The 17570-nt window shown below is 74.0% G+C and carries 17 protein-coding genes; 13 read left to right on the top strand and 4 right to left on the bottom strand.

The features are described from left to right. Positions 1-182: 182 nt before the first annotated feature. Positions 183-1505, top strand: coding sequence for an MFS transporter (locus BCAV_RS17325; RefSeq protein WP_015883921.1), 1323 nt, complete (start codon positions 183-185; stop codon positions 1503-1505). 91 nt (positions 1506-1596) lie between these two features. On the opposite strand, the gene BCAV_RS17320 is transcribed toward BCAV_RS17325, so the two are convergent. Further along, positions 1597-2124 (bottom strand): DUF3060 domain-containing protein, encoded by a 528-nt coding sequence (locus tag BCAV_RS17320; RefSeq protein WP_015883920.1) that lies wholly within the window; start codon positions 2122-2124, stop codon positions 1597-1599. 362 nt (positions 2125-2486) lie between these two features. Between BCAV_RS17320 and BCAV_RS17315 the strand changes: the two genes are divergently transcribed. The 7 genes from BCAV_RS17315 to BCAV_RS17285 all read left to right on the top strand — a co-directional run bounded on the left by BCAV_RS17315 (position 2487) and on the right by BCAV_RS17285 (position 8291). Further along, on the top strand, positions 2487-3314 hold the full coding sequence (locus tag BCAV_RS17315; RefSeq protein WP_015883919.1) for an ABC transporter ATP-binding protein: 828 nt from the start codon (positions 2487-2489) through the stop codon (positions 3312-3314). Continuing rightward, positions 3311-4348: an aliphatic sulfonate ABC transporter substrate-binding protein gene (locus tag BCAV_RS17310; protein ID WP_015883918.1), complete on the top strand. Its 1038-nt coding sequence runs from the start codon at positions 3311-3313 to the stop codon at positions 4346-4348. Before BCAV_RS17315 ends, BCAV_RS17310 begins: the two co-directional genes overlap by 4 nt. A gap of 22 nt (positions 4349-4370) precedes the next feature. Continuing rightward, positions 4371-5276, top strand: a complete 906-nt coding sequence (locus tag BCAV_RS17305; protein ID WP_015883917.1) for an ABC transporter permease — start codon at positions 4371-4373, stop codon at positions 5274-5276. Next, complete coding sequence (locus tag BCAV_RS17300) at positions 5273-6658, top strand: O-acetylhomoserine aminocarboxypropyltransferase/cysteine synthase family protein (protein ID WP_015883916.1); 1386 nt, start codon at positions 5273-5275, stop codon at positions 6656-6658. The genes BCAV_RS17305 and BCAV_RS17300 overlap by 4 nt, the downstream gene beginning before the upstream one ends. Beyond that, a complete protein-coding gene (locus BCAV_RS17295; RefSeq protein WP_015883915.1) occupies positions 6655-7197 on the top strand; it encodes a CoA-binding protein in 543 nt (180 codons plus the stop codon). The genes BCAV_RS17300 and BCAV_RS17295 overlap by 4 nt, the downstream gene beginning before the upstream one ends. Positions 7198-7331: 134 nt before the next feature. After that, on the top strand, positions 7332-7826 hold the full coding sequence (locus BCAV_RS21765; protein WP_015883914.1) for an META domain-containing protein: 495 nt from the start codon (positions 7332-7334) through the stop codon (positions 7824-7826). Positions 7827-8003: 177 nt separating this feature from the next. Beyond that, the gene (locus BCAV_RS17285) at positions 8004-8291 is read left to right on the top strand and encodes a HesB/YadR/YfhF-family protein (protein WP_015883913.1); all 288 of its coding nucleotides are present in this window, start codon (positions 8004-8006) and stop codon (positions 8289-8291) included. A 174-nt stretch (positions 8292-8465) separates the two neighbouring features. Here the strand turns inward: BCAV_RS17285 and BCAV_RS17280 are convergent, their stop codons facing one another. Genes BCAV_RS17280 through BCAV_RS23455 form a run of 3 tightly spaced genes read right to left on the bottom strand, consistent with a single transcriptional unit; the run spans position 8466 to position 11192 of the window. Next, complete coding sequence (locus BCAV_RS17280) at positions 8466-9269, bottom strand: anti-sigma factor (protein WP_015883912.1); 804 nt, start codon at positions 9267-9269, stop codon at positions 8466-8468. Beyond that, positions 9269-9835 (bottom strand): ECF RNA polymerase sigma factor SigK, encoded by a 567-nt coding sequence (gene sigK, locus BCAV_RS17275; RefSeq protein WP_015883911.1) that lies wholly within the window; start codon positions 9833-9835, stop codon positions 9269-9271. The genes BCAV_RS17280 and sigK overlap by 1 nt, the downstream gene beginning before the upstream one ends. A 52-nt stretch (positions 9836-9887) precedes the next feature. Next, positions 9888-11192, bottom strand: a complete 1305-nt coding sequence (locus tag BCAV_RS23455) for a hypothetical protein (protein WP_015883910.1) — start codon at positions 11190-11192, stop codon at positions 9888-9890. Positions 11193-11302: 110 nt separating this feature from the next. On the opposite strand from BCAV_RS23455, the gene BCAV_RS17265 reads away from it, so the two are divergent. The 5 genes from BCAV_RS17265 to BCAV_RS17245 all read left to right on the top strand — a co-directional run bounded on the left by BCAV_RS17265 (position 11303) and on the right by BCAV_RS17245 (position 17525). Beyond that, positions 11303-11938 (top strand): hypothetical protein, encoded by a 636-nt coding sequence (locus BCAV_RS17265; RefSeq protein WP_015883909.1) that lies wholly within the window; start codon positions 11303-11305, stop codon positions 11936-11938. Between the two features lie 11 nt (positions 11939-11949). Then, on the top strand, positions 11950-12843 hold the full coding sequence (gene mshD / locus BCAV_RS17260; protein WP_015883908.1) for a mycothiol synthase: 894 nt from the start codon (positions 11950-11952) through the stop codon (positions 12841-12843). Positions 12844-12910: 67 nt separating this feature from the next. Then, positions 12911-15106: an RNA degradosome polyphosphate kinase gene (locus tag BCAV_RS17255; protein WP_015883907.1), complete on the top strand. Its 2196-nt coding sequence runs from the start codon at positions 12911-12913 to the stop codon at positions 15104-15106. A 12-nt stretch (positions 15107-15118) separates the two neighbouring features. Further along, positions 15119-16144: an NUDIX hydrolase gene (locus BCAV_RS17250; protein ID WP_015883906.1), complete on the top strand. Its 1026-nt coding sequence runs from the start codon at positions 15119-15121 to the stop codon at positions 16142-16144. 232 nt (positions 16145-16376) lie between these two features. Then, a complete protein-coding gene (locus tag BCAV_RS17245) occupies positions 16377-17525 on the top strand; it encodes a phosphate ABC transporter substrate-binding protein PstS (RefSeq protein ID WP_015883905.1) in 1149 nt (382 codons plus the stop codon). The last annotated feature ends 45 nt before the right edge of the window (positions 17526-17570 follow it).

Here is a 17570-nt window from a genome sequence, read left to right as displayed (position 1 = left end):
CGTGTGGTCGACCCGGCGAGGTGGCGCAGATGGCGGTATGCGGGCAGCCCGGGCGACCATCTGCGCCACCTCGACGGCCGTCCGGGGGCTCCCCAGAAACTTCTCGTCCGTCCGTGTCGATCGGGCGCCACGCCGTTCGACGTATCGGTGAAGGCACCCGACACCAGACTTTGGAGCTCGACATGACCGCCACCGCCGTCGCCACTGACGCGACAGAGATCGAGACAGTCCCTGCCGACGCCACCGACGGCGTCGAGACCCCCGAGACCCAGCCCCGCACCCGCGGCTTCAGCCGCAACGTCACGAAGTTCCTCGTCGGCCAGACGACCTCGTTGTTCGGCTCGATGGTCGTCCAGTACGCGGTCATGTGGTACGTCACGCTCGAGACCCGCTCCGGCTTCGCCGTCGCCCTCTACGCGATCGCCGCATTCGCCCCGCAGGGCCTCGTCTCGATCTTCGGCGGCGTGCTGGCCGACCGGATGAACCGCCGCGTGCTGGCGATGACCGCCGACGCCGTCATCGCGACCGTCACCCTGGCGCTCGCCCTCATCATGCTCACCGGAGTCACGGAGCTCTGGATCATCCTGCTGGCCGTCGCTGTGCGGTCGCTCGGAGCGGGCGTGCAGACCCCGGCCGTGCAGGCAATGATCCCGCAGATCGCGCCGGAGGATCAGCTGATGCGGGTCAACGGCACCTTCTCCACGATCCAGTCGGCGATGGCGCTCCTCGCTCCCGCGGTGGCCGGCGGCGTCTACGGCGCGTTCGGCATCGTCCCGATCTTCTTCCTCGACGTCGTGACGGCCGCGATCGGCATCTCGCTCCTGGCCCGGGTCGCCGTGCCGACGCTCACCGCCGTCGCGGAGAAGACGTCGAGCTACCGCGAGGACCTGGTCGGCGGGCTGCGGTACGTCCGGCACAACCCGGTGGTGCGGTGGCTCCTGGGGGTGTTCGCGATCATGATGTTGCTGACCGGGGCGCCGTCGTTCATCACGCCGCTCATGGTGGCGCGCACGTTCGGCAGCGACGTCTGGATGGTCACGGTGCTGGAGGTCGCGTTCAGCGTCGGGATGATCCTCGGCGGGGTCGCCGTGGCCACGGTGCTCGCGAAGCACAGCCGGATCGGCCTCATCCTGGTCTCGACGTTCGGGTTCGCCGCCGCGACCATCGCCCTCGGCCTGAGCCCCAACCTCTGGATCTTCTACGGCTTCATGTTCGCCTTCGGCCTGTGCGTCCCGCTGTTCTCGACGCCGTTCATGACGCTCGTGCAGGAGACCGTCGCCCCCGAGATGCAGGGCCGGGTGTTCAGCTACGTGGGCATCGTGATGGCGCTCGCCGCCCCGATCGGGATGAGCGCGTTCGGCCCGCTCGCCGACGTCATGAGCGTGCAGTCGCTCCTCGTCATCGGGGGAGTCGCCACGATCGCCGTGATGACCCTGGCAGTGCGGACGCCGTCCGGCCGGGCCGCGATCCGCGCCGGCCGCGAGACGCAGCCCGCCGCGAGCTGACGCACCCACGGACTGGGGTCGATCCGGGAGCCATGTGCTCCCGGATCGACCCCAGTTCCGCGTTCGCCGGCCCCGCCGGTCGCGGGTGACGTCAACCGGTGGCGATGAGGTTCCCCGACCCGTCGTCCTCGACCGTGGGGTTCCCGCCGTAGGTGATGACGTTGTGGTCGCCGTCGACGTCGATCTCGGCCACGCCCGTCACGGTGACCGTGTTGCTGCTCCCGGGCACGTCCAGGTCGGTCACGTCGCCGGCGGTGACCTGGTTCTCGTCGCCCTCGATGTCGAGGTCACGAGTGACGTCGATGACGACCGTGGCCCGCGTCGCCTCGACGCTCACCTCCTCGCAGGACCCCGTGATCGTGACCACGGAGTCGTCGGCGGCGACGACGACGTCCCCACCGCCCTCGCAGCTCACCTCGGCGTCGGGCTCGCTCACGCGGACGTCCTCGTCGGCGGTCACGGTCCGGGTCTCGGTGGGGCCGGCCTCGCCGGTCGTCGCGGCGTCCCCGTCGCCGCCGGGCTCGGGGTCGTCGCCGTCGTCCGAGCCGCAGGCGGCCGCGGCCGCGAACGCCCCGGCGAGGAGGAGCGCGCCGGCCGCACGGGCGATGCCGCGTCTCATGTCGACCTCCGCGTCCGGCGCGGGTCCGGGCTGGACCGGCGCCGCTGAGGACACCGTAGGTCGCGGCGCGCGCGGTCGCACGACGGCGCCGGCCACGCCGAACCTCGCACTCCGCGTCGAACCTCGCACCCTGGTGTACGAGGTTCGACGCGGAGTGCGAGCTTCGGTGGATGCGCACGCGGCCGACGACGGCGCCCGCCGCATCCCGTGGACGTCGCGTCTCGCGATGCGAGACGAACGAGGGGGTGGTCGCGCCGACCTCGCGCGCCCCGCGATCCTCGTGCCGGCACCGAGCGCCCCGCGCGCGCGACGTCGCCGTGCCACGACCGCACCAGCCGCACCACGAGATCGCGAGAAGACCCATGGCCCTCACCGCCGCCCCGCCCGTGCGCGGCACGGCGCTGCCCGTGCGGCTCCGCGACGTCGGCCGCACGTTCGCGACACCCACCGGGCCACGCCCCGTGCTCGCGGCCGTCGACCTCGAGGTCGGCCCCGGCGAGATCGTGGCGATCCTCGGCGCCTCGGGCTGCGGCAAGTCCACGCTCCTGCGCCAGGTGGGCGGCCTCGACAGCCCCGACGCCGGCGCCGTCGTCATCGACGCCGCACCGGTGCGCGGCTACGACCCCCGCACGGCCGTCGCGTTCCAGGAACCGCGCCTCCTGCCCTGGCGCACGCTCGAGCAGAACGTGGCCGTGGGCCTGCCGCGCGGGATCGACCGGGCGGCGGGCCGCCGTCGGGTCGCCGAGCTGCTCGCGCTCGTCGACCTGGACGCCTCCGCGACGCTGCGCCCGCGCCAGGTCTCCGGCGGGATGGCGCAACGGACGTCGCTCGCCCGCGCCCTCGCGCGGGACCCCGGGGTGCTCCTCCTCGACGAGCCGTTCGGCGCCCTCGACGCCCTCACGCGACTGCGGATGCAGGACCTCCTCCTCGACGTCCACGCCGCCCAGCCCACGACGATCCTGCTCGTCACGCACGACGTCGAGGAGGCCCTGTACCTCGCGGATCGCGTGGTGCTCCTCGGGGCGCTCGACGGCGCAGCCCCCGCGGGTGCCTCGGTGCGGTCGGTCGTCCCCGTCCGTGCCCCACGCCCCCGTGACCGCGCGGACTCCACCCTCGCCGAGCTCCGGGTCGACCTGCTCGCCCGGCTCGGCGTCGACAGCCACCACACCCCGACCCAGGAGAACCGATGAGAACGTTCCGCCCCGCCGCCCTCGCTGCACTCGGCGCCGTCGCCGCGCTCGTGCTCGCCGGCTGCGTGAGCGGCGAAGGGGGTGCCGCCGACCCCGGGGCGGCCGCCGAGGAGTCCGAGTGGAGCGCCGGCACGCTCACGCTCGACTTCGCCACGTACAACCCGCTGAGCCTGGTGATCCGCGACCAGGGCTGGCTCGAGGAGGCGCTGGGCGACGACGTCGAGGTCACCTGGGTGCAGTCCGCCGGGTCGAACAAGGCGAACGAGGCCCTGCGCGCCGGCGCCGTCGACGTCGGCTCGACCGCCGGCTCCGCCGCCCTGCTCGCCCGGGCCAACGGGTCGCCCATCCGGGCGATCGACCTCTACTCCCAGCCGGAGTGGGCGGCGATCGTGGTGCCGGAGGACTCGCCGATCCAGAGCGTCGAGGACCTGCGCGGCGCGTCGATCGCCGCCACGAAGGGCACCGACCCGTACTTCTTCCTGCTGCAGACGCTCGACGAGGCGGGCATCGGCCTCGACGAGGTGGAGGTGCAGAACCTCCAGCACGCCGACGGCCGGACGGCGCTCGAGACCGGCGCCGTCGACGCCTGGTCCGGGCTCGACCCGCTCATGGCCGCCAGCGAGTCCGAGGCCGGCTCGCGGCTGGTCTACCGCAACATCGACTTCAACACGTACGGCTTCCTCAACGCCACCGAGGACTTCCTCGAGACCAGCCCGGACCTGGCGCAGCTCGTCGTCGACACGTACGAGCGCGCGCGGGTCTGGGCGGCGGAGAACCCGGACGAGGTCGTCGCGATCCTCGCCGAGGTCGCCGGGATCGCCCCGGAGGTCGCCGAGACCGTCATCACGGAACGCACGGTGCTGGACCTCGACCCCGTGCCGGGCGAGACGCAGCGCGCCGTCCTCGAGGTGGTGGGGCCGATCTTCGTGGAGTCCGGCGACGTCCAGACGCAGGACGCCATCGACACGGCCCTCGACGAGCTGTTCGAGCCGACGTACGCCGAGGGTGCCGACCCCGCGCGGGCCGGCGGATGAGCCGGGGTGCCGCGTGACACAGATGCCCACGGTGACGCCGTCCGACACCGCGCTCGGCACGGCCACCGCCACGAGTGACGTCGCCACGGCCGTGGCGCTGAGCGTGCCCCACGGGGCGGATCCCGGCCGCCCGCACGGGCGCGCGACGACGCGGCGCTCGCGCTGGTGGCGCACCGCCGTCGGCCTGATCGTGCCGCTGCTCCTGCTCGCCGCCTGGCAGCTCGTGACGGCCACCGGCGTCGTCCCGGCCTACCAGCTGCCCTCGCCGGGCTCGGTGTGGGATGCCGCCGTCGACCTCGCGCAGCGCGGTGTGCTCGGTCAGTACGTGGCGATCTCCACCCAGCGCGTGCTCATCGGGTTCGCCATCGGCGGCCTCCTCGGCCTCGCCGTCGGATCCGTGGTGGGCCTCTCGCGTCTCAGCGCCGCTCTCTTCGCGCCCACGCTCGCCGGGGCGCGCGCCGTCCCGTCGCTCGCCTGGGTGCCGCTGCTCGTGCTGTGGATCGGCATCAACGAGGACTCCAAGGTGATCCTCATCGCCATCGGGGCGTTCTTCCCCGTGTACACGACGGTGGCCGGCGCGCTGCGCCACGTCGACCCGCACCTCGTCGAGGCCGGCCGCGCGTACGGCCTGTGCGGCCCCCGCCTGCTCGCGCGCGTGCAGCTGCCCGCCGTCGTCCCCGCGGTCGTGTCGGGCCTGCGGCTCGCGCTGGCGCAGGCGTGGCTGTTCCTCGTCGCCGCCGAGCTCCTCAACTCCTCGATGGGGCTCGGCTTCCTCCTGCTCGACTCCGGCCAGAACGGCCGCGTCGACCGCATGATCCTCGCCATCGTGCTGCTGGCCGTGCTCGGGAAGGCGACGGACGGCGTCGTCGGCCTCGCTGAGCGGTACCTGCTGCGCCGGTGGTCCGACCCTGAAGGAGCCGCGACATGACGTCGGCCGACCACGAGCCCGCCACCGAGACCGCGCCGCCGACGCCGCCCCGCGAGCGGACGTTCGGCTTCCGGACGCGCGCGCTGCACGCCGGTGGGATCCCCGACGCCACGACCGGCGCGCGTGCCGTGCCGATCTACCAGACGACGTCGTTCGTGTTCGACGGCACCGACGACGCCGCGAACCTGTTCGCGCTGCAGAAGTACGGCAACATCTACTCGCGCATCGGGAACCCGACGGTCGCCGCGCTCGAGGAGCGGATCGCCTCGCTCGAGGGCGGCATCGGGGCGGTGGCGACGGCGTCGGGCATGTCCGCTGAGTTCCTCGTGTTCGCGGCGCTCGCGGGAGCCGGCGACCACATCGTCGCGTCGTCGCAGCTCTACGGGGGCACCGTGACGCAGCTCGACGTGACGCTGCGACGTTTCGGCGTCGACACCACGTTCGTGCCCGGCACGGACCCGGCGGCGTTCGCCGAGGCGATCCGACCGGAGACGAAGGCGGTGTACACGGAGGTCGTGGCGAACCCGTCCGGCGAGGTCGCGGACCTCGCGGGGCTGGCGGCGGTGGCGCACGACGCCGGGGTGCCGCTCGTGGTGGACGCGACGCTCGCGACGCCGTACCTCGTGCGGCCGATCGAGCACGGCGCCGACATCGTGGTCCACTCGGCCACCAAGTTCCTCGGCGGGCACGGGACGACGCTCGGCGGCGTCGTCGTCGAGAGCGGGCGGTTCGACTGGGGCAACGGGCGCTTCCCGCACATGACCGAGCCGGTGCCGTCCTACGGCGGCGTGCGCTGGTGGGAGAACTTCGGCGAGTACGGGTTCCTCACGAAGCTGCGCTCGGAGCAGCTGCGGGACATCGGACCGGCGCTGTCGCCGCTCGCGGCGTTCCAGCTGCTGCAGGGCGTGGAGACGCTGCCGCAGCGGATGGACGCGCACCTGGCCAACGCCCGGATCGTGGCGGAGTGGCTCGACGCCGACCCGCGCGTCGCGTACGTCAACTGGGCGGGGCTGCCGTCCCATCCGCATCACGAGCGCGCCGCGCGCTACCTCCCGCTCGGACCCGGCGCGGTGTTCGCGTTCGGGCTCGCGACGCCGGACGGAGCGGACGTGCGCGCGCTCGGCTCGACATTCATCGAGAGCCTCCAGCTGGCGAGCCACCTGGCGAACGTCGGCGACGCTCGCACGCTCGTGATCCACCCGGCGTCGACGACGCACCGGCAGCTCACACCCGGACAGCTCGTCGCCGGGGGCGTGGGGGAGGACCTCGTGCGGATCAGCGTCGGGCTCGAGGACCCCGAGGACATCCTCTGGGATCTCGATCAGGCTCTCGACGCCGCCCGGAGCGCCGTCGGTTCCGTGGCCAGCGGCGTGCGCGCATGAGCGGCGCGAACGGCGCGGTGCCGGCCGAGGTGGGCACGTCGTCGTCATCGGCAGCGCCCGCTCGGACGTGGCGTGGTCCGAGCGCGCCCGAACGCCTTGCGCTCCTGCGGCGCACCCGCAGCATCGCGATCGTCGGCGCCTCGGCGAACCCGGCCCGGGCGAGCTACTTCGTGGCGACGTACCTGCTGTCGAGCTCGCCGTACGACGTGTACTTCGTCAACCCGCGGGCCGAGGAGATCCTCGGTCGGCCGGTGTATCCCTCGCTCGAGGCGCTGCCGGTGGTGCCCGACCTCGTCGACGTGTTCCGACGGCACGACGACCTGCCGACCGTGCTCGACGAGACGCTCGCCGTCGGCGCCCCGGCGCTGTGGTTGCAGCTCGGCTCGTGGCATGAAGACGTCGCGCGGCGCGGCGAGGACGCCGGGCTCACGGTGGTCATGGACAGGTGCGTGAAGATCGAGCACGCCCGCTTCCACGGCGGGCTGCACCTCGCGGGGTTCGACACCGGGGTGATCAGCTCGCGGCGCGCGCTCGGCTGAGCGGAGGCGCCACGCCGAGACGGGCACGGAGCGCGCCCAGCGATTCCACAGGACGGGCGTGCAAGAGACACGACGCCCGCGACACAATGAGGTCGCAGGGTGCGCGCCCGCGTGCCTGGAGCGAAAGGGACCCCATGCGCCGTCGACTGTCCGCCGTCTGTGCCGCCGCTCTCGCAGGTGGCGCGCTGCTCGCCGCCTGCGCCTCGCCGACGGACTCCGGCGACACCGGGGAGCCGGACGAGGGCACCACGTCCGACGCGCCGTCGGACGAGCCGCTTGACCTCACCGGCACCTGGGAGTTCGTGAGCGGGTCCGGCGCCGAGGGCGAGATCACGCCGATCGACGGCACGCCCGTCGTGCTCGGGGTCGACGGCGACGGTGTCGTCAGCGGCCACGGCGGGTGCAACGGCTACGGCGGGTCCGTCGAGGTCGAGGAGAACAGCGTCGACTTCGGCGAGCTGATCTCCACGATGATGTTCTGCGAGGGCACGAGCGACGTCGAAGGGCCGTTCCTCGAGGCGCTCGACGAGGTCGACTCCGGCTCCCGCGACGGCGACGAGCTCCTGCTCACCGGCGACGGCGTCGAGCTGCGCTTCACGCTGACCGGCGCCGCCCCCTCGCCGTCCTGATCTCCGGCAGGCGTACGACACGCCCGGGATGCGCGGATTTGCGTCCCGGGAGCGTCTGCGTGACGGTGGAAGGGCCCGAGGCGCACGCGGCGTGGCCTCCGGCGGGCCGGCGACACGTGCCGGCGCGGCGGGTCTGCGGACGCAGCGCCAAGTGAGAAGGACCCGAGAGGGAGCACCATGCTGACTCTGACCGAGAACGCCGAGAGCGCCGTCCGCGGGATCGTGGACGACGCCGGACTGCCGCCCGAGGGCGGCATGCGGATCGCGCTGGCGGACGCCGGCAACCAGCTCGAGCTGTCGGTCGTGCCGCAGGCACAGCCAGGCGACGCCGAGATCGAGGCGGGCGGCACGCACGTGTTCGTCGCGGACACCGCGGCGCCGCTGCTCGACACCCAGGAGCTCGACGCCGGACTCACCGAGCAGGGGCCGGCCTTCACCCTGCGCCAGCAGGCGCCGGAGGCCTGAGCCGCCCGAACCCGGGCCAGGGCGCATGCCCGGCCCGGCGCCGGACTCCGGCGCAGAACCTGAACCGACGAACCGCACGCCCGACCCGGGCGTGCGGTTTCGTCGTTCCAGGCCCCGGTGCGGGCACGGGTGCCGGGCCGGACCCGCCTCGCGGACGGCGCCGGCGCCTGCGCCTCAGCCCTCGGTCGCGAGGACGACGAGCGGGTCGCTGGTCGGCGCGTCGGACCCGCCGGGCGGTTCGACGGTGACGGCGAGCGCGTCGCCGGCACGCACGTCCTGCGTGGTGGCGCTGACGGCGCCGTCCCTGACCTCGAGCACGCCCGCGGACCGGGCGCCGGCCGGGTCCACGAGCCAGAGCTGGTACACCTCGCCGTCGAGCTGGGGCAGCTCGGTCGCGGTGAAGAGCGCCTCGGAGGGGGAGACGACGGCGACGGCGCGGCCGCCGCCGCTCACGTCGGAGGCCACGAGCTCGGCGCCCGGCGTCGTCAGCGCCTCCGAGATCGCTGCCACCTGCTCCTCGGCGCGGGCGGCGCGCTGCGACTCCCGGACGGCGACGACCGTCGGCACGGCGATCGCGATGGCCACGGCAGCGGCCGCGGCGAGCCACCGGGCGGCGGACCGACGGCGGACCGGCCGCGGGCCGGCGCTGCCCGGTGCGCCGTCGACCCCCCGCGACTCCGACGCCGAGGTGGACGCCCCGGGGGCCGGGTCCTGCTCGGTGGACGCCACGCGGTCGAGCACGGCCCGGCGCAGGTCCGGCGGGGGCGGTGCGGACGACGACCACGCGAGCTCCGCGGCCGTCTCACGCAGCACGCGGGCCTCCTCGGCCAGCTCCGGGTCCGCCCGGACGGCACGATCCACGGCGGCGCGCTCGACGTCGTCGAGCGCGCCCAGCGCCCACGCCCCGAGGTCGTGACGGTGCCCACCGTCTCCTCCGCCCCGCTCCGAGGGGTCCACGGGCTCGTCCTCCTTGCTCATCAGCGCACCCCCAGGCAGGCGCGCAGCCGTTCGAGGCCGTCGCGGATGCGACTCTTCACCGTCGGGAGCGCCGCCCCGAGATCCTCCGCGACCTCCCGGTAGGTCAGGCCTCCCCAGTACGCGAGGAGGATCGAACGCCGCTGCAGGTCCGTCAGGCCGTCCAGGCACCGCGCGACCCGGTCGGCGTCGTCGCGCCGCTCGACCTCCTCGGCCACGTCGTCGACCGGCGGACGGTAGTCGCGGACGGCGTCCGCCTCGTCCCGGGTGCGGTGCGCCTGCTCGGCGCGGACCCGGTCCACCGCCCGGCGGTGGGCCAGCGTGGCCACCCAGGCCCGCACGCTGCCGCGGGCCGGGTCGAACCGGGCGGCGGTGCGCCACAGCTCGACCATGACGTCCTGCGTGGTCTCGGCCGCGAGGTCGGGATCGCGCAGCACCCGGAGGGCCGTCCCGTACACCACGGGGGAGGTCTCGTCGTAGAGCACCGCGAACGCGTCCCGATCGCCGCGGGCCACCTGGAGCAGGAGCTCCGGGTGACCCGCGGCGGTGCTGGTCGGCTGCGGCTTCACTCGGCCCAGTGTGGCCGGAGGCCGAGCGAGGCGCAGCACGTGCGGGCCGTTCTCACTCGGTGACGAGCTGAGCCGCGAGCGAGTCGATCGTCCCGGCGAGCGTCTCGACGTGCATCGCGAGCCCGTCGGCGATCGCGTCCGCCGGCAGCTCGCCGCCGGAGATCTCCGAGAAGAACGCGCCGGCGCCACCGCGGTACCCGTCCAGGGCGGCGAGCGCGTCGGTCGCGGCGGCCTCGTCACCCGTGGCCAGGGCGTTGGCGTAGTCCACGAAGAACCCGATGTGCTCGCGCCACAGCTCGAGGAACGCGGTGCCGTTCTCCTCGCCCGCGAGCGAGCCGATCGCCTCGGACAGTGCGACCGAGTTCGCGTCGAGCGTGGCCGCTGCGGCAGTGAACGGCTCCGACTCGGTGCCGCCCTCGTTCGTGTACGCGGCGAAGACGGCGACGCCTGCGGCGTACACGTGCTCACCGAGCATGGCCGTGAGGTCGGACCTCAGGGAGGACGCCTCGTCGTTCGGGTCGCCCTCGAGACCGACGGCGGTGGCGAGGCCCGTGGCCAGGACCGCCGCGTCCGCCGGCATGTGGGTCGCCGCCTCGCGCAGCAGGTCGAACGCGTCCGGGCTGCCGGCGGCGAGAGCGTCGACGGCGGCGGCGAGCGTCATGACGTGATGCTGCAGCGCGGCCGTGACGTCGGCGGCCGGCAGCTCGCCGCCGGAGACCTCCTCGAAGAACGCGCCGGCGGTCTCGGTGTAGGCCGTCAGGTTCGCGACAGCCTCGTCCGCCGCGGCCTGGTCGCCCGCCTGCACGGCGACGGCGTAGTCCACGAAGTCACCGATGTGGGCGCGCCAGGACATGAGGAACGTCTCGCCGGCCTCGGCGCCCGCGAGCTCCGTCACGGCGTCCGCCAGGTCGACCGAGTTGGTGTCGATCGCGGCGCTCGCCGCCTCGAACTGCGGCGAGTCGGGCCCGGCGACGTACGCCGTCGCGACGCCGATGCCCGCCAGGTAGACGTGCTCCTGGAGGAGGTGCGTCATGCCGGCGCGGAGGTCCGCGGCGGGCGACGTCGCGTCGCCGGGGATGTCGAGCGCGGCGACGAACCCGTCGGCGAGCGTGGCCGCCGTCTCGGGCATGTGCGCGGCGGCTGTCCGGGCGTCGGCGAACGGGTCACCGGTGCCCGACGGCTCGAGCGCCCCCGCGTCGTCCGTCATGTCCTCGTGATCCATGGACTCCGACGGCGAAGGATCGCCCGTCTCCTCCGGGTCCTGGGCGTCGTCGGGGCTGCACGCGGCGAGCCCGACGCCGAGCGCGAGCGCGGCGCCGAACGCGAGTGTCGCGCGTGGGATCGTGGTGGAACGCATGAGAACGTCCTTTCGTGCGGCCGAGATGGGCCGCGCTGTCGCAGCTGTGCTGTCGCAGGTGGTTCGGAGCCGATCGGCGTCCGGATGGGGGGCAGTGGGAGGATGGATCCGTGACGCATCGACGGACACCGCGGCGGCCGGCGAGGCTGGAGCCGTACCAGGCCGACCAGCTCGTGGGCGACGTGGACCCTGCCGTGCGGTCGGAGGCGGCGCATGCGACGGCGGCGGCGCTCGTGCAGCGCGGCCGGGGGCGTGCGGGCGACGACGACGTCGTGTCCCGGCTCGTCACGCTGGTCGAGTCGGAGGGACTGGAGACCGTGGCGGCGCTGTGGGCGGAGGCTCCGGCGGACTCGCTGCCCGGCGCCCTGTGGCGGCTCTACGCCCTGCGGGAGTGGATCCGCCGCGACCCGTCCCAGGCGGCGAACCGGTACCGGCTCGGTGCGCAACGGGCGGAGGTGGCCGACGCCGTCGCGGGTGTCGTGAGCCCGCCGGGTCCGCGTGAGGTGGCCGAGCTGGCCGACGCCGTGCTCACCGGCGTGTTCACGTCGGACCTCGACGTGGCGCTGGACCGGGCGGCGGCGTTCTACCGGGTCGCCGCCGTCGGGACGGCGCTCGACGCCGACACGGAGGACGTGCCGCACGGCAGCTCGGCGGAGCGGCTGACCCGACGCGCGGACGCACTGGCCCGCACCGCCGACGAGCTCGCGGTCGCCGCGCGGCGCAGTCGGGCCGGGACGCTGGAGTGAGGGGGAGGGCGATGCAGGCCTACGACGACGAGATCGTCGGGACAGCGTTGGCGTCGAACGTGCTCGCGCTGGCGGACCGGGTCCGGACCGCCGACGGCGTCGAGGCGCTCTCCGAGCAGCACCGCCTGGCCCTGGAGCATCCCGGTCTCCGCGCGCACCACCTCGTGGTCACCGATCCGGCCGGCGCCGTGGTCGGGTACGCGTCGGTGCTCGGGTCGTCCGTCGAGATGCTCGTGGACGCGGCGCATCGCGGCGAGGGCGTGGGCCACCGGCTCGCCGAGGCGGCGCTCGCCGTCGAGCCCACCCTCGCGTTCTGGGCGCACGGCGACCTCCCGGGCGCGGCGCAGCTGGCCGAGGCGATCGGCCTGCGGCGGGTCCGGGAGCTGTGGCACCTCGGCCGGGACCTCGCGCCGGCCGGCGCGGGCGGTGACGAGGCGGCGCTGCTCGCGACCCCGCTGCCCGGCGGCGAGCGGCTGCGGACGTTCGGGGGCACCGAGGCGGAGGAGCACGCGTGGCTCGCGCTCAACGCCCGCGCGTTCGCGTCCCACCCGGAACAGGGTGCGATGACGCTGGAGGACCTGCGCGTCCGCGAGGGCGAGACGTGGTTCGACCCGAGCCTGCTGTGGCTGGTGCACGACGACGGCGACGGCGCCCTGCTCGCGTCCATGTGGCTGAAGGTGCCGGACGCGGCGACCGGGGAGATCTACGTGCTCGGCGTCGACCCCGGCGCCCAGGGCCGCGGCCTGGGACGGGCGCTGACGGACCGGGCGCTCGACGTGCTGCGGGCCCGGGGTGTCGACCGGGTCGAGCTGTACGTCGAGGGCGAGAACGCTCGCGCGCGGGCGCTGTACGAGCACTCCGGTTTCACGCCGGTGGCGGTCCACGCCCAGTACGGGATCCCGTAGCGTCGCGAGTCCGAGACGACCCCACGACCCGGTGTCCTTCGGCCCCCGAGGGTGTCACCATGGGCGCATGACCGAGTCCGGCCTCTCGGAAGCCCCCGTCGACCTGAGCGACGCCCCCGACCTTCCCGAACCGGTGGGCGCCGAGCTGCCCGACGGCCGCTTCGCGGACCGGGAGCTGAGCTGGCTCGCGTTCAACGAGCGGGTGCTCGAGCTCGCCGAGGACGAGCAGCTCCCGCTGCTGGAGCGCGTGCGCTTCTGCTCGATCTTCGCGTCGAACCTCGACGAGTTCTTCATGGTGCGGGTCGCCGGGCTGCAGCGTCGCATCGCGACGGGCCTCGCCGTCACTGCCGCCTCCGGGCTCAGCCCGCGCCAGGTGCTGGAGGCGATCTCGATCCGGGCGCACGACCTGACGCAGCGGCACGCCGCCGTGTTCGCGGACAAGGTGCAGCCGGCGCTCGCGCTCGAGGGCATCACGCTCGTCCACTGGGACGCGCTGGACGCCGCCGAGCAGGACCGCCTGCACAAGTTCTTCCGCAAGCAGATCTTCCCGGTGCTGACGCCGCTCGCCGTCGACCCGGCACACCCGTTCCCGTACATCTCCGGCTTGTCGCTCAACCTCGCCGTCGTCGTCCGCAACCCGGCGACGGGCAAGGAGCACTTCGCCCGGGTCAAGGTGCCGCCGCTGCTGCCCCGGTTCATCGCCGTCGACGCGTCGGGGCGCCCGCACCGGCCGGACGACCGCCGCGACGACGAGGGGCCGACGTCGTTCGTGCCGCTCGAGGACGTCATCGCCGTGCACCTCGACTACCTGTTCCCCGGCATGGACGTCGTGGAGCAGCACACGTTCCGCGTGACGCGGAACGAGGACCTGGAGGTCGAGGAGGACGACGCCGAGAACCTCCTGCAGGCGCTCGAGAAGGAGCTCCTGCGGCGGCGCTTCGGTCCCGCGGTGCGGCTCGAGGTGGCTCGCGACATCACGCCGACCGTGCGCGAGCTGCTCATCCGCGAGCTCGGGATCACCGAGGCCGAGGTGTACGAGCTGCCGGCGCCGCTCGACCTCACGGGGCTCGACGTCATCGCCGACCTGGAGCGCTCGGAGCTGTCCTACCCGCGGTTCGTCGGCGGCACGCCGCGGGCGCTCGCGGAGGTGGAGAGCGCCACCCCCACGGACTTCTTCGCGGCGATCCGCGAGAAGGACGTGCTGGTGCACCACCCGTACGACTCGTTCTCGACGAGCGTGCAGCAGTTCCTCGCGCAGGCCGCCGCCGACCCGGCGGTGCTCGCCATCAAGCAGACGCTGTACCGGACGTCCGGCGACTCGCCCATCGTCGACTCCCTGATCGATGCCGCCGAGGCCGGCAAGCAGGTGCTGGCGATCGTGGAGATCAAGGCGCGCTTCGACGAGCAGGCGAACATCTCGTGGGCGCGCAAGCTCGAGCAGGCGGGCGTGCACGTCGTGTACGGGATCGTCGGTCTCAAGACGCACTGCAAGCTGGCGCTCGTCGTCCGGCAGGAGCCCGACGGTCTGCGTCGCTACTGCCACGTCGGCACCGGGAACTACAACCCGAAGACGGCCAGGCTGTACGAGGACCTCGGCCTGCTGACGTGCGACGGCGAGGTGGGCCAGGACCTGACCCGGCTGTTCAACCAGCTGTCCGGGTACGCGCCGAAGAGCCGGTTCCACCGGTTGCTCGTGGCGCCGAGGTCCATCCGGATCGGCCTGGTCGAGCGGATCGAGCGGGAGGTCGCCAACCACCGCGCCGGCCTGCCCGCGGGCATCCGGTTCAAGGTCAACTCGATCGTCGACGAGGCGATCATCGACGCGCTGTACCGCGCCTCCCAGGCAGGCGTGCCGGTGGACCTCGTGGTGCGCGGCATCTGTGCGCTGCGCGCGGGCGTCCCGGGCCTCAGCGAGAACATCCGGGTCAGGTCGATCCTCGGCCGGTTCCTCGAGCACGCCCGGCTGTTCTCGTTCGCCGGAGGCGGCGACCCCGAGGTGTACATCGGCAGCGCCGACCTCATGCACCGCAACCTCGACCGGCGCGTCGAGGTCCTGGTGCGGCTCACGGACCCCGACCACCTCGCGGAGATGTCCGAGCTGCTCGACCTGTCGATGGATCCCGGGACGACGTCGTGGCACCTGACCGACGAGGGGGGCAGGCAGGTGTGGGAGCGGCACGCGCGCTCGGCTGACGGCGAGCCGTTGCAGGACCTGCAAGACATCCTCATGGCCCGCCAACGGCGGCGCACCCCGGCGCGCTGAGGACAGCGCCCGGTGTCCCGCTCCCGCCCGACGGTGCACGCCGCCGGGGCGCTCGTCTGGCGTCGCTCGCGCCGCACCCTGCAGGTGCTGCTCGTCCATCGCCCCCGCTACGACGACTGGTCCTGGCCGAAGGGGAAGCTCGACCCCGGTGAGACGCTCCCGGCGTGCGCGGTGCGCGAAGTCGCGGAGGAGACCGGCCTCCAGGTGGTGCTGGGGGTGCCGCTGCCGCAGGTGCGCTATCGCGTGGCCGACGGCCGCCTCAAGGCGTGCCACTACTGGGCGGCGCAGGCGGCCGACGACGGCGACCCCTCCCTGCGCGCCCGTCCCGCCGTCACGCCGTGCCACCCGACGGAGATCGACGAGGCCAGGTGGGTCGACGTGCGCACGGCCCGCAAGATGCTCACCCGCGCGGACGACCGTGCGCCGCTCGACGCCCTCGTCGACCTCTGGGACGAGGGTGCGCTCACGACGCGCACGCTCGTCGTCGTCCGCCACGCCCGCGCTCGCAAGCGCGCCGCCTGGAACCGCGGGGAGAACACGCGGCCACTCACGCGCGCCGGTGCGACGCAGGCCGCTGCCCTCGCCCCGCTGCTGGCGGCGTTCGGCGTCCGGCGTCTCGTCAGCAGCCCGTGGCGGCGCTGCACGGCGACGCTCGAGCCGTACGCGTCGTCGGCACGGCTCGCCGTCGAGACCCGCGACGAGCTCACCGAGGCGGCGCACAAGCGCTCGCGGTCGGGCGTGCGGGGTGTGGTGACTCAGCTCGTGCGGGCCGCCGCGGCACGGGCGGCGTCTCCCGCCGGCGAGGGGAACCCGGGCGGGCTCGCGCCGTCGGCGGACGGTGTGATCGCGCTGTGCACGCACCGGCCCGTGCTGCCGACCCTCGTCGAGGTGCTCGAGGCGAGGTCGCCGAGCCGCGTGCGCAAGGTGCTCCCGTCGGCGGACCCGTACCTCAAGCCCGGCGAGATCCTCGTCGTGCACCTGTGGCCGCGCCAGCGCCGCAAGACGCGCGTGATCGCCGTCGAGCGGCACCGCCCCTGAGCCGCACAGCCCGGACCAGCGCGCCCGGCCGACAGGGCCCGGCGCCCGGCGTCGACGCGGGATCGAACCAGGCGCGTCCCACGGGCGTGAGGTGCGCCGCACGCCCGGTCGCAAGCCGTCGACCGTCGTTCACCGTGCGTTCACCCTCGTCCGAGGTCTGCGTCACCCGGCCGACCTAGCGTCAGCAGCGTCGCGGGCACCAGCCCGCGCACGCAGACGAGAGGGAACCACTGTGAAGCTTGTCTCGACGCGGCGCTCGCGCGGCGCCGCCCTGGCCGCAGTCGCGGCGGGTGCCGCCCTGCTCCTCGCCGCTTGCGGCGGCAACGCCGACGGGTCGGAGAACGGCACCGACGGCGAGGAGACGACGGACGGCGGCAGCAACGCCGCCGACCTGAGCGGTGTGCTCGCCGGCGCGGGGGCCTCCTCGCAGGAGGCGGCGATGGCCGGATGGCAGGCCGGGTTCGGCGACCTCGCCCCGAACGTCCAGTTCAGCTACGACGCGGTCGGCTCCAGCGGCGGCCGCGAGCAGTTCCTCTCGGGCGGCGTGCAGTTCGCCGGCTCCGACGCGGCCCTCGACCCCGACGAGCTGGCCGCCGCGACCGAGCGCTGCTTCGGCGGCGAGGCGCTCGAGCTCCCGCTCTACATCTCGCCGATCGCCGTCGTCTACAACCTCCCGGACCTCGGCGTGGAGAACCTCCAGCTCGACGCCGCGACGATCGCGCAGATCTTCAACGGTGACATCACCTCATGGGACGACCCGGCGATCGCCGAGGCGAACCCCGACGCGACGCTCCCCGCCCTCGCCATCATCCCGGTCAACCGGTCGGACGGCTCCGGGACGACGGAGAACTTCACCGAGTACCTCGCCGCCGCCAGCGAGGGCGCGTGGCCGCACGAGCCGAGCGACGCGTGGCCGGTCGAGGGCGGGCAGTCCGGCAACGGCACGTCCGGCCTCATCGACACGGTGAACTCGGCCGAGGGCACGATCGGGTACGCCGACGCCTCGCGCGCCGGTGACCTCGGCACCGTCGCCCTCCAGGTCGGCGAGGAGTACGTGCCGTACTCCGCCGAGGCAGCTGCCGCCGTCGTCGACGCCTCCCCGGCCACCGAGGACGCGACCGACCTGCGGCTGACCGTCGAGCTCGACCGCACGACGACCGCCGCGGGCGCCTACCCGCTCGTGCTCATCTCGTACTCGATCGCGTGCTCGACGTACGACAACGAGGAGGACGCCGCGAACGTGGCCGCGCTGCTCTCCTACATCGCGAGCCCGGAGGGTCAGGAGCGCTCGGCGCAGCCGGACGTCGCCGGCTCCGCGCCCATCTCGGACGACCTGCGCACGCGGGTCGAGGCGGCGATCGCCGAGATCGGGACCGCTTGATCACCACCCACGCTCCATCCTCCGCGCGGGTCCGGCTCCGGCCGG

The sequence above is a fragment of the Beutenbergia cavernae DSM 12333 genome (assembly GCF_000023105.1).
GTDB classification, from domain to species: domain Bacteria; phylum Actinomycetota; class Actinomycetes; order Actinomycetales; family Beutenbergiaceae; genus Beutenbergia; species Beutenbergia cavernae.
Note: the sequence above shows the minus strand (reverse complement) of the source record. Positions and strands in the feature narration are given on the sequence as shown.